A 12,189-nucleotide genomic window follows, 5' to 3' on the forward strand; every position below is an offset into this window, starting at 1 on the left:
TGAAGCGGCACCGTGCCTGGTGGTGAACGGTCTCAGAGGCCCATCTCGACATAGTCCAGATCGGTGAACTCCACCTGGAGGCCGGTCGCGCGGCGGCCGTTGTCCTTGAAGTACTGCTCCTGGAGACCTTCGGCGACGATCCCGCGCAGTTCGCCCTCGTTCGCGCCCGTCTCGTGCGCGGCCAGCAGGCGGGCTGTGACCTGGGGCGGGAGCAGTTCGGTGATGCGCCGCATCCGGGGGTCGTCGGTGGATCCGGCCGCCGCCGTGAAGCCGAAGCGGGCGCGCGTCTCGACCACGATGCCCGTACTCGTGGCGGCTTTCGTCATCGCCTCCTTACGGATGCGGGGCTGCCAGTCCTTGCGTACCTCCGCCTCCAGTTGCGCGGCGAGCGCGGGACGGGGGCGCCTGAGGTCGCCCTTCAGGTAGCGCTCGACGGTGCGCTGCGAGCAGCCGAGTCGGCGCGCGACCGCGCGGGTCGAGCCCTTCTCCTTCTTCAGGAGGAAGCGCATCCGGGCGCCCGCCGACTTGGGGATCGGTCGCGTGGCGGTGTTCTGCGCGGCCTTGGTGATGCTGTCGCCGATGATGCCCACGGCTCTCACTCCCCTTCGGCGACGACGTCGACGCCGTCCTTGATGTGCCGGGCCGGGTTCAGGCCCTCGTCCAGCAACTGGGCCGCCCACAACAGTGGTTTGGTGCCTTCGTGCTTGACCATGCCGGGGCTGACGCCGAGCCGGAAGGCGCCGGGGACCGGTCGGCCCTCGGGGGTGTGGGGCAGGAGGTCGAGCGGGCTCGGGCTGTCGGAGAGGAAGACGACGCCGTCGGAGAGTAGCGCGATAGGCAGGAGCGCGTCGTCGCCGAAGTGCAGATGGCCGGTGGGCGGCGGTGCGGACTGGGTGGCGACGGCGGTCTTGAGGAGTTTGCGGTGCATGTTGGCACGCGCGGCGGCGATGACGGCGGCGCGGATGTCGGGGCGCCAGGTGGGGCGCTTGAGTGCGGGCCAGGGCTCGCCCGGCCGGTACGCGGCGCCCTGAGGTCGCTCGCGGAGCTTGCCGATCCCGCCCTTGACCGTCGACTTGATCGCGGCGAGTACGGCGGCAGTGCCGGGGTCGGACCGCTTGTGGTCCTCCATCGCGGTGAGGAAGGCGTGCCCGTCCAGGTCGGGGGTGACGCCGAGTTCGGCCATCGTCGTCTTGTACGCGTCGGCGAGACGCTTGTACCAGGGGTCCAGATACGGGCCGCTGTCCGGGCGCACCCACGCTTCGACCGGGCGAAGGGCGACGGGCAGCCCGTACGTGGTGACGAGTTCGTGCGCGTACGCGACTGTCGGCGTGGCGTACCAGGCCGGTCCGGTGGGGCGGCTGCCGCGCGGGGTGAACGGGGACGGCAGGCGGGGGTCCATCTCGATGGCCGACAGGTCGATCAGCCAACTGCCGGGCAGCGCCTTGTCGAAGTCCGGCGAGGTGAGGTGGACGGGCTCGCCGAGGCCGACGGGCAGGCGGTTCGCCGCGGCGAGGAAGGCGGTGTTCACGTCGATGCCGACCGCGTACTTCCTGGCGCACTCGGCGTCGGTGAGCAGTTGTGGATCGCGGATCCAGTCGTGGGCCTCCTCGTCGATGACCTCGTCGGGAGCACGAAGGTGGCCGCGCGGCCGGAGCGCGGCGACGACGGGGTGCTCGTCCGGTGCCTCGGGCGGTGCGGGGTCCACGGCCCGGGTGAGGGAGCCGGGCACCGGGCCGGACGCCCAGGTGCCGGTGGCCGCGTCCCTCACCGGCCGGGTCGGCGGGCGCAGGGCGGTCATCAGCTCCAGACCGGTGACGGCGGTGGAGCCGCACGGGGTGATGACCCGCGCGGCGTACGTGCCGAGCACATGGGCCAGTTCGGCGGGCGGCAGGGCCACCGTGCCCGGCCAGCCGCGCGGGTCGAGCGCGTCCCAGGGGAGGACGGCCAACTGCACGCACTGGCGGCGCCCGTCGCGTGCCGGACGGTAGATACGGGCCCATGGGCCGAAGCCCCGCTTGGTCAATGTCCACTTGGCTCTGGCGAGCTGCTGGTTGACCTTGTGGTCGTCGGGCAGCCGCAGACCGCGCCGGTCTTCCAGTACGGCGGGCAGGCCGAGGCGCAGCGCGGCGGACTCGGTGAGGACGATCAGCGGGTCGGAGTCCCGGCCGTTGCGGTCCAGTCGGGGCGCGCCGAGCCTGGCGTCGGTGAGGGCCCACTCGACGAGCGAGGGGATGTCGTCGGCCGGGCAGCGCAGGACGAGGCCGCCGACGCAGTAGGCGCTCGCGTCGCCGTCGAGGACGGCGAGGGGGCCGTTGGCGAACTGAGGGTCGGGGGCCGGGAGTTCGGACGCGGAGGCGGGCGCTGGGGCTGGGGTTGGGGTGCGTGCGGGGGCGGGCCGTTGGTGTGTGGGCCTCCGGGGTGTGGGCGGCGCCGGGGCCGGGGCCCGGACCGGGGCTGGGACCGGGGCCGCGTCCAGGTCCGGCCCGGAGTCCGGCTCCGGGGGCGCCAGTTGCGCCGCGATGCCCTCCAGGAGCTTCGCGTACGCGGCGCGCGTGGCGCCCTGCGGTTCGCTGCGGCCCGACTCCCACCCCGCGACGGTCGCGCGTGTCACACCGAGCACCGCGGCGACCTCGGCCTGCGTGAGACCGTAGTCGCCGCGCAGCCTCGCCCGTTCCGCCGGTTCGGGCAGATGCGTACGGCGTGGCCCCGACTTGAGGAGGGCGTCGACGGGGTCGGGCTTCCTGGGCATCCGGCACTCGCTCCTTCGCGCGTCAGCCCTGGTCGACGGCGGTGTCGGTGGCGGTGTCGGTAGCTGTGGAGGTGCGGTGCGACGGGGCGACGACGATCCGGTACATGAACCGGATCGTAGCGCGCGTAACGAGGTTCTATCGTCCGTCGGTCACCTCGTCCCCCGAGGTGACGGAGGTGACGGAGGTGACGGCGGCCAGACTGCCGCTGCGGGTGAGCTTGGCGTACCAGTGGGCGCTGGCCTTGGGAATGCGCCGCTGGGTGGCGTAGTCGACGTACACCGTGCCGAAGCGTCTGCTGTAGCCGTGGCCCCACTCGTAGTTGTCGAGCAGCGACCACAGGAAGTAGCCCCGCACGTCGGCTCCCGACTCGATGGCGCTGTGCACGGCGGCGAGGTGGTCGCGCAGATAGTCGATCCGTTCCGGGTCGTGGACCTCGCCCTCGGGATTGGCGTAGTCGTCGAACGCCGCGCCGTTCTCGGTGATCATCACCGGCAGTTGCGGATGGTCCCGGCGCACCCGCATCAGCAGTTCGTACAGACCGTCCGGGTCGATCGTCCAGCCCATGGCGGTCCGGGGGCCGGGCGTCTGGTGGAAGGCGACGTTGTCGGCGGCCGGCCACGGGCTGTGGTCGCTCACGCCGTGTCCGTCCGACCGGTGGGCGGGCGGTCCCTCATGGTGGGAGACGAGGGTCGGTGAGTAGTAGTTGACGCCGAGGAAGTCCAGCGGGCGGTTGATGAGCGCGGTGTCGCCGTCCTGGACGAAGGACCAGTCGGTGAGAGCCGAGGTGTCCGCGATGACGTCCTCGGGGTAGGCGCCGTCCAGCATCGGCCCGGTGAAGACCCGGTTGGCGAGCCCGTCGATCCGGCGGGCCGCGTCGAGATCCGCCGCGCTGTCGGTCAGGGGCCGTACGTGGTGGAGGTTGAGCGTGACGGAGACTTTCGCGTCCGCCGGGAGCCGGTCGCGCAGCGCCTGTACGGCGAGCCCGTGCCCGAGGTTGAGGTGGTGGGCGGCGCGCAGGGCGTCGACGGGGTCGGTACGGCCGGGGGCGTGGACCCCGGAGCCGTAACCCAGGAAGGCGCTGCACCACGGCTCGTTGAGTGTCGTCCAGGTCTTGACCCGGTCGCCGAGCGCGTCGGCGACGAGCGCGGCGTACTCGGCGAAGTGCTCGGCCGTACGGCGCTCCGGCCAGCCGCCCGCCTCCTCCAGATGCTGGGGCAGGTCCCAGTGGTAGAGGGTGACGACCGGTTCGATGCCTTTGGTGAGCAGGTCGTCGGTGAGACGGCGGTAGAAGTCCAGGCCCTCCTGGGAGGCGGGGCCGCTGCCGGTGGGCCGCACGCGCGGCCAGGAGACCGAGAAGCGGTAGGCGCCGACGCCCAGGTCGGACATGAGAGCGGTGTCCTCGCGCCAGCGGTGGTAGTGGTCGGCGGCGACGTCACCGGTGTCGCCGTTGCGGACCTTGCCCGGCGTGCGGGAGTAGACGTCCCAGATGGAGGGGGTGCGGCCGGCTTCCCGTGCGGCGCCTTCGATCTGGTAGGCGGCTGTCGCGGTGCCCCAAAGGAACTCGGGCGGAAAGACTCGTACGGAGGGGGATGTGGCCACGAAGGTCCCTTTCAGGAGTTGAACTGTGCGCTGTGTGCCGTGTGTTGCGTGTTATGTGTCGTGTGTCGTGTGCTCGGCCGCTGTGGGTGGGGTGCGGGGGCGGAGGTCAGCCCTTGACCGCTCCCTGCATGATCCCGCCGACTATCTGGCGGCCGAAGACGATGAACATCGCCAGCAGCGGCAGGGTGCCGAGCAGAGCGCCCGCCATGATCACTGACTGGTCGCGCACATAGCCCGCGCTGAGCTGGGTGAGGGCGACGGGGACCGTGGGATTGGTCATGTCGAGCGCGATGAACGGCCAGAAGAAGTCGTTCCACGCGTGCACGAACGTGATCATGAACAGGACGGCCATCGGCGGCCGGGCGATCGGCAGCACGATGCTCCAGAAGATACGCAGTGAGTGCGCACCGTCCAGGCGCCCCGCCTCGATGAGTTCGTCGGGCAGCGCCTCCTTGAGGTACTGCCGCATGAAGAACACCCCCACGGCGCTGACCAGCGTCGGGAAGATGACGGACGGGAGTGTCTGCCCCCAGCCGAGGTCGGCCATCATCATGAACAGCGGTACGACTGAGAGCTGCGGCGGCACCATCATCGTCCCGATGACGAGCAGCAGGAGAAGGTTCCGGCCCCTGAAGCGCAGTTTGGCGAAGGCGAAGCCGGCCAGGGTGGCGAAGAAGACCGTCGACAGCGCGATGGCGCCGGCGACGATCAGGCTGTTGAGCATCGCCTTGCCCATGGCGGCGTCCTGCCAGGCGATCCCGAGGTTCTTGAGCAGGTTCGGGCCCGGCAGGAAGGGCGGCGGGCTCTGCGAGACGCGGGTGTTGTCGGTGGACGCGGCCACCACCGTCCAGTACAGCGGAAAGAGGGAGACGAGCGCGGCGATGCCGAGCAGGAGATAGGCGAGTGGTCCGGCGTGGTGCTGGCGGCCCGCGCCGGGGCGCAGCGCGAGACGTGTCCGGCGGCGGCCGGAGCGGGTGGGGGCTCTGCGTGCCCGCTCGCGCGCGTCCGCCAGGACGGGTGCGGTGTCGATGGTCATACGGCTGCTGCTCCCTGGTCAGGACGTGGCGGACGGCGTGGACTTGGCCTTCTTCGTGACCGTGGCGGCCCGTGCCGGCCGGCCCGCCTTGACGCGGGCGGCGACGCGCTGGAGGACGAAGACGAGGACGAGGATCAGGAACATGGCCCAGGCGATGGTCGCGGCCCGGCCCATCTGGTAGTTCTTCCAGCCCTCTTCGTAGAGGAGCAGCCCCAGCGTCTGGTACTGGTTGTCGGCCCCTCCGCTGATCCCGTTCGGTCCCTGCCCGAAGATCAGTGGCTCACCGAAGAGTTGGGTCGCGCCGATCGTGGACAGCACGATGGTGAAGACGATCGTGGCGCTGATGCCGGGGACGGTGACCTGGCGGAACTGCTGCCAGCGCGACGCGCCGTCGATGGCGGCGGCCTCGTACAGGTCTCTCGGTATCGCCTGCATCGCCGCCAGATACAGCAGGGCGTTGTAGCCGGTCCAGCGCCAGATGACGATGGCGGAGATGGCGAACTGGGCGGGCCATTTCTGGTTCTCCCAGTCGACGTTGTCGATCCCGAAGAAGCTCAGTCCCCAGTTGATCATGCCGAAGTCACGCTCGAAGAGCATGGTGAAGACGAGCGCGGCGGCGGCGATGGAGGTGGCGTACGGGGTGAGGACGGCGACCCGGAAGAACGTCGAGCCACGGAGCCGGTAGTTGAGGAGATGGGCGAGGACCAGCGCCATCAGCAACTGCGGGACCGTGGAGATGACACCGATGGTGAAGGTGTTGGTCAGCGCGTTCCAGAAGCGGTCGTCGTCGATGAGTTCGGTGAAGTTGGCGAGCCCCCGCCACTCCATCATGTCCATGGTGGACAGCTCGACGCGGTGCAGCGAGATCCAGAAGGTGTAGATGAGCGGGTAGAGGCCGAAGGCGCCGAAGATCAGGAAGAACGGAGCGATGAAGGCGTACGGCACCGCTCGGACGTCCAGCCGGTGCAGGATGGTGCGTCGCGACTGGCCGGAGTCTGCTTCGCGGCCGGCGCCGCCCTTCCCGGCGGAGCCGTCCGGTGTCGGGGGTGGCTGCCCGTCGGAGCGGGCTGCCGGGGTGGAGGTGGCCACGCGGGGCGTCCTTCCTTGAGGTCGTGAGATCCATGAGGTGCGTGGGGGCGGGGGGCCGGGCGGCCGGGACCGGTCGCATGACACCGGCCCGGCCGCCGGCCGCCGGGACCGCCCCGCCGGTTCAGCGCGTGAGCTTCTTGATGCGCTCGTCCGTCGTCTTCCACGCCTCGTCCGGACTCTTGCCCTGCCCCTCGATCAACTGGAGCCCCGCCGAGAAGGTGTCCTTGATCGTGCCGTCCTTGCGCCCGAGGATCTGGTCGTCCGGGATCTCCTTCGCGGCGTCACCGAAGATCTGGCCGATCGGCGCGTCGCTGAAGTACTCGGACGTGCCGTTGGCCACTTCGGGTATGTCCAGCGCCGTCTTCGAGGACGGGAAGTTGCCGAGCTTCTCGAAGATGTACGCCTGCTGCTCCGGCGCGGTCAGCCACGCGACGAGGTCGGCGGCCTCCTTCTTCACCGGGCTGTTGTCCATCACCCCGAGGAACGCGCCGCCCCAGTTGGCCCCCTTGGGCGCCCTGGCGACGTCCCACTTGCCCTCGTTCGCCGGTCCCGCCTTCTCGCTGATGTGCGCGAGCATCCACGCGGGACAGACCGCCGTGGCGAACGTGCCGTTGGCAAGCCCCGGGTCCCAACCGGGCTGGAACTGCCGCAGTTTGGCGGTCAGTCCGGACTCGGCGGCGTCGGCGGCCAGCTTCCAGGCGTCCTTGACGACGGGGTTGTCGTCGTAGATGAGTTCGCCGTCCTTGTCGTAGAACTGCTTCTCATCGCCGTAGATCATCGCGTTGAACAGGCCGCTCGAACTGTCCATGAAGGCGACCTTGTCCTTCTTGTTGCCTTCCTTGAAGTCCCGCCCGACGTCGACGTACTTGGCCCAGTCCCCCGCCCACAGCTTCTCCACCTCGGCGCGCTCGGTCGGCAGTCCGGCCTGCTCGAACAGGTCCTTGCGGTAGCAGACCGCCATCGGGCCGATGTCCGTGCCGAGCCCCAGCAGCTTGCCGTCGCCGGTGGTGACCTGGCTGGACTTCCACGGCAGGAAATGGTCGAGGCCGGGGATCTTGGACAGGTCGGCGAACTTGTCCGACCGGGTGTCGACCAGTTCTTTCGCCCGGCCTATCTCTATGCCCTGGATGTCCTTGAGGCCGCTGCCCGCGGCGAGATGGGTCTGGAGCGCCGTGTAGTACGTCTGCTCGTCGCCGGCCACGTCGGCCTCGATGACGATGTCGGGGTTCTCCTCCATGTACCGGTCGAGGAGCCCCGACTCCTTGAACCCCATGACGCCGAACAACCCCATGCTGATGACGGTCTTGCCGTCCTTCGTCTTCGCGTCGCCCGTGTCACCGCCGCCTCCGCAGCCGGCGACCAGTACGAGGGACAGACCGGCCGCCGCGACGGCGGCGAGGGTCGGAAAACGCCCCGGAGACCGACTGGAGAATCGGTTCGGGAAGCGGGACGGGAGTCCGGAGAGTGCGGAGAGGGTGGAGAGGGTGGATCCGAAGCGATGACGGGCGGTGCCCATGTGCTTCCTCCTTGCGGGGCGCCTCAAGCGCCGAAAGTGACTCACTGAACACACCGGACGCGGGCCCGTCATCCGGCGAACGGGAGAATGGGAGCGCTCCCAGTCGGTTGTGGAAGACTCTGCGGAGAACGTCGCACCGTGTCAAGAGTTGAAGACATTTCCGTTGCCCGGGGATGTCCGGCGCCGACCGGGGCCGAGCGGTACGTCGCGGGTCAAGTGCCCTGTACAGGCGGGAACAGGACCGCCCATCGGGGCAGAAGTCAGGAGAAGCGATGAACAGCCGTAAACACCAAGGTCAGCGGCCAACTCTTGAAGCCGTCGCCCAACTGGCGGGAGTGGGACGCGGGACGGTCTCCCGGGTCGTCAACGGTGCGCCGGGCGTCAGCGCGAAGGCCCGCGCCGCGGTGGAGACGGCCATCACGAAGCTGAACTACATACCCAACCCGGCGGCGCGCAGTCTCGTCACGAGCCGGACGGACTGCGTCGCGCTGGTGATCCCCGAGTCGGAGAGCCGGCTGGCGGCGGAGCCGTACTTCTCCGCCGTGATCCGCGGTGTGAGTACGGAACTGGCCGAGACCGAGATGCAGTTGCTGCTCATTCTGGTGCGCGACCGGCGCGAGCTGGACCGGCTGACGCGCTTCGCGGCGGCGCGGCGGGTGGACGGCGTCCTGCTGGTGTCGATCCACGACGACGACCCGCTGCCGGGGCTGCTCGAGGAGATGCGTATGCCGACGGTTCTGGCGGGCCGGCGCTCGCCCGACGAATCCCTGAGCCATGTCCACTCCGACAACGTCGGCGGGGCCGCGACCGCCGTACGGCATCTGATCGACGGCGGACGCACCACGATCGCGACGATCACCGGGCCGCTCGACATGGATGTCGGCAACAGCAGGCTCCGGGGCTGGCGCGAGGCCCTGGCCGAGCGGGGCGCGGCGGCGGACGAACGACTCGTCGCGGTCTCGGACTTCACCGAGGAGGGCGGGCGTACGGCGATGCGCGACCTGCTCGATCGCGTCCCCGGGATCGACGCCGTCTTCGCCGCGTCGGACGTCATGGCGGCGGGCGCGCTGGCCGAACTGCGTGAACGGGGGCGCCGGGTGCCCGACGACGTGGCGGTGATCGGCTTCGACGACTCGGTCATCGCCCGGCACACGGCACCGGCGCTGACCAGCGTGCGGCAGCCCATCGAGGCGATCGGCCGCTCGATCACGAGCCTGCTCCTGGAGGAGATCGCCGAGCCGACGACGGCCCGCCGACAGCTCGTGCTGCCGACGACGCTGGTGGTGCGGGGCTCGGCGTGACGGCGGCGGCAAGGGCAGGGGGGAAATCTGGTTGCCCCTGGTCGAGGCCGCTGACAAGGTCCACGCCATGCCTACCTCCTGCGCCGGGTCCACCAACTCCACCTACTCCGCACCCGACGGCACGAAGATCGCCTATCAGGTGTTCGGCGAGGGCCCTCCCCTGGTCTGTCTGCCCGGCGGGCCGATGCAGTCCAGCGACTATCTCGGCGAGCTGGGCGGTCTCTCCGCACACCGGCGACTGATCATGCTGGATCCTCGCGGCACCGGCGGCTCGGCCGTTCCGCAGGACACCGGCTCCTACCGGTGCGACCGGCTCGTGGACGACGTGGAGGCGTTGCGCGCGCATCTCGGTCTCGACCGGATGGACCTGCTCGGCCACTCCGGCGGGGTGAATCTGGCGGCGCTGTACGTGGGCCGCCACCCGGAACGCGTCGGCAGACTCGCGCTGATCACGCCGAGCATGTGGGCGGTCGGCCTCCCGATCTCGGGCGAGGTACGGCGCGAGACGGTGCGGCCGCGCCACGACGAGCCGTGGTTCCCGGCGGCGTACGCGGCGCTGGAGGCGATCACCGAGGGCCGTGCCACCGCCGAGATGTGGCAGGCGATCACGCCGTTCTCCTACGGCCGCTGGGACGAGGAGGCGCGGGCCTACGATGCGGCCGGGGAGGCGCGGCGCAACGACGAGGCCGCAGCAGTCTTCGCCGGTGAGGGGGCTTTCGACGCGGAGTCCACGCGCGCGGCGCTCGGCCGGTTCGAGCGGCCGGTGCTGCTGCTCGCGGGCGAGGTCGATCCCGGATCCCCTCCGGCCGTCGTGACCGAGTTCGCCGGGCTGTTCCCGAACGCGCGACTCGTCGTCCAGCCCGGCGCCGGGCACTTCCCATGGCGCGACGACGCGGACCGGTTCGTGGCGGCCACGGCGGCGTTCCTGGCCTGAACGGCGGCCGGGCGGTGGTGAGTTACGCGGGGCTCCCGCCCGTGTCGCCGCTCCCGTCCCGTGCGGCGTCCGGGATGAGCACCACCTTTCCCGTCACCGTGCCCGACTCGGCCAGGGTCATCGCGTCGGCCACCCGCGACAGCGGTACGCGCGCCGCCACCTGCGGCGTGATCGCCCCGTCCGCGAGCAGGGTCAGCACCTGCGTGAGATCGGCCCGGAGCCGGGACCGGAACGCGTCGGCGCGCCGCCTGCCCGCCCAGATGTTGAAGAAGTGGGCGTGCTTGCCGTTGGGCAGCGCGTTCCAGAGCTGGAGCCGTCCGACGACCTTCAGGACGGGCCACTTGGACGAGCCCTCCACATCGCGGGTCGAGGCCGTGCCGTACGAGACGAGTGTGCCGCCCGGCGCGAGAAGCTGGAACGACGTGACGATCCCCTCGCCGCCGATGTGGTCGAAGACCGCGTCCACCCCGTCCGGGGCGATCTTCCGGACCTCGGCGGTGAGGTCCGGCGTGCGGTAGTCGATGGGGATGGCGCCCAGTTCCCGCACGGCCTCCTGGTGCCGGAGCGAAGCGGTCCCGATGACGCGGAGGCCCGCGTGACGGGCGAGCTGGACGAGGGTGGATCCGACGCCGCCGTTCGCTCCGAGTACGAGCACGGTCCGGCCCGGCCGTACGCGGGCGACGCGGTGCAACATCCGCATCGCGGTGATGCCGTTCACCACCAGGGTCTCGGCCTCGGCCGGGTCGACGCCTTCGGGCACCTCGACCAGATCGGCCGCCGGTACGAGCAGGTGACTGGCCCAGCCACCGGTCTTGATCAGCACGGCGAACCGACGCCCGACGAGAGCGCCGTCCCCACCGGGCCCGACCGACACGACGGTGCCCACCACGTCGTAACCGGGGGTGAAGGGGAACGGCGGCTGGTCGTAGTACTTCCCGCGCCGCATCTGCTGTTCGGCGAAGGAGACACCGGAGGCTTCCATCACCAGAAGAACCTGGCCGGGCCCGGGGGCGGGCACGGGCTGCTGCCGGACCTGAAGTCCGCCCGGTTCGACAACGCCGGGAAGGACGACCTCGGTCATCACTGCCCGATCACTGGCCTGCCGCAGTTCGCCCATGACGATCAACCCCTTTAGCTCTTCACGCTTGAGTTAGAAGCTATAACTGAAGTGTCTAGGCATTGCGACGCCCTGTCAAGCGGACGCGTGGCACGGTGGAACCCAGGCCAGGAACCGGGCCTGGCGAGACACGCGTCCGTAGGGGGAATCGGCAAGATCACACACCGTCGGAGGACCACACGCATGCCTGGGACAGCCACAGCCACCCGCTACCTCTATCTGGCGCGGCACGGTGAGGCTTCGGCCGACGAGAGCGATCTGACCGAGAACGGTCGGCGACAGGCCGCGTTGCTCGGCGAGCGGCTACGGGGCCGTCCGCTCTCGGCGATCCAGCACGGGCCGCTACCGAGGGCGGAGCGGACGGCCCAGTTGGTCCGGGAGCAACTGGGCAACCCTCCATGCGAGTTGAGGCGGTCGGAGGCGGTCGGCGACTACATCCCCTACGTGCCGCGGGAGCGGGAGCTGCCACCGGACTCGGCAGGCGCCATGCTGAGACGACTGGCGGAGTTTCCCGCCGAAGATCGCTTGCGGGGTCCGAAGTTGGCGCAGGACGCCCTCGCGCGATACACGGGGCCGGTGGCGGGTGACGAACCGCGCCATGAGCTGGTCGTCACCCACAACTTCCTGATCGGCTGGCTGGTCCGCGACGCCCTGGACGCCCCGCCCTGGCGGTGGATGGGGCTCAATCACTGCAACGCGGCGCTGACCGTCATCCGCTACCCGCCGGACAGGCCGTCGTCCGTGCTGCTCTACAACGACATGGCGCATCTGCCCGCCGAGCTTCGCTGGACGGGCTTTCCGGACGAAGCGCGCGTCTGATCAGAGAGCCGGTCTCACGCTCGCGGCG

General features: G+C 70.3%; 10 protein-coding genes. 3 read left to right on the top strand and 7 right to left on the bottom strand.

The genetic code is table 11. From position 1 onward, the window contains the following. Window positions 1–32 precede the first annotated feature (32 nt). The 6 genes from tpg to OG329_RS00925 form a co-directional block, all read right to left on the bottom strand. A complete protein-coding gene (gene tpg, locus OG329_RS00900; RefSeq protein ID WP_405791788.1) occupies window positions 33–590 on the bottom strand; it encodes a telomere-protecting terminal protein Tpg in 558 nt (185 codons plus the stop codon). A gap of 5 nt (window positions 591–595) precedes the next feature. Continuing rightward, the gene (tap, locus tag OG329_RS00905) at window positions 596–2,749 is read right to left on the bottom strand and encodes a telomere-associated protein Tap (protein WP_405791790.1); all 2,154 of its coding nucleotides are present in this window, start codon (window positions 2,747–2,749) and stop codon (window positions 596–598) included. A 136-nt stretch (window positions 2,750–2,885) separates the two neighbouring features. Then, window positions 2,886–4,349: a GH1 family beta-glucosidase gene (locus OG329_RS00910; RefSeq protein WP_405791792.1), complete on the bottom strand. Its 1,464-nt coding sequence runs from the start codon at window positions 4,347–4,349 to the stop codon at window positions 2,886–2,888. Window positions 4,350–4,455: 106 nt separating this feature from the next. Further along, window positions 4,456–5,385, bottom strand: a complete 930-nt coding sequence (locus tag OG329_RS00915; protein ID WP_405791794.1) for a carbohydrate ABC transporter permease — start codon at window positions 5,383–5,385, stop codon at window positions 4,456–4,458. Between the two features lie 18 nt (window positions 5,386–5,403). Next, window positions 5,404–6,474 (bottom strand): carbohydrate ABC transporter permease, encoded by a 1,071-nt coding sequence (locus OG329_RS00920; protein ID WP_405791795.1) that lies wholly within the window; start codon window positions 6,472–6,474, stop codon window positions 5,404–5,406. A gap of 121 nt (window positions 6,475–6,595) precedes the next feature. Continuing rightward, the gene (locus OG329_RS00925) at window positions 6,596–7,990 is read right to left on the bottom strand and encodes an extracellular solute-binding protein (protein WP_405791797.1); all 1,395 of its coding nucleotides are present in this window, start codon (window positions 7,988–7,990) and stop codon (window positions 6,596–6,598) included. 272 nt (window positions 7,991–8,262) lie between these two features. On the opposite strand from OG329_RS00925, the gene OG329_RS00930 reads away from it, so the two are divergent. Continuing rightward, window positions 8,263–9,291 carry a LacI family DNA-binding transcriptional regulator gene (locus tag OG329_RS00930; RefSeq protein ID WP_405791799.1) on the top strand — a complete coding sequence of 343 codons (1,029 nt, stop codon included), beginning with the start codon at window positions 8,263–8,265 and terminating at the stop codon, window positions 9,289–9,291. 67 nt (window positions 9,292–9,358) lie between these two features. Next, on the top strand, window positions 9,359–10,225 hold the full coding sequence (locus tag OG329_RS00935; protein ID WP_405791801.1) for an alpha/beta fold hydrolase: 867 nt from the start codon (window positions 9,359–9,361) through the stop codon (window positions 10,223–10,225). A gap of 22 nt (window positions 10,226–10,247) precedes the next feature. Here the strand turns inward: OG329_RS00935 and OG329_RS00940 are convergent, their stop codons facing one another. After that, the gene (locus OG329_RS00940) at window positions 10,248–11,342 is read right to left on the bottom strand and encodes a medium chain dehydrogenase/reductase family protein (RefSeq protein WP_405791803.1); all 1,095 of its coding nucleotides are present in this window, start codon (window positions 11,340–11,342) and stop codon (window positions 10,248–10,250) included. A 183-nt stretch (window positions 11,343–11,525) separates the two neighbouring features. Here OG329_RS00940 and OG329_RS00945 point away from each other — a divergent pair, with 183 nt between their 5' ends. Further along, window positions 11,526–12,161 (top strand): histidine phosphatase family protein, encoded by a 636-nt coding sequence (locus OG329_RS00945; RefSeq protein WP_405791804.1) that lies wholly within the window; start codon window positions 11,526–11,528, stop codon window positions 12,159–12,161. Window positions 12,162–12,189 lie beyond the last annotated feature (28 nt).

The organism is Streptomyces sp. NBC_01506, from assembly GCF_045040295.1.
Classification (GTDB): Bacteria; Actinomycetota; Actinomycetes; order Streptomycetales; family Streptomycetaceae; genus Streptomyces.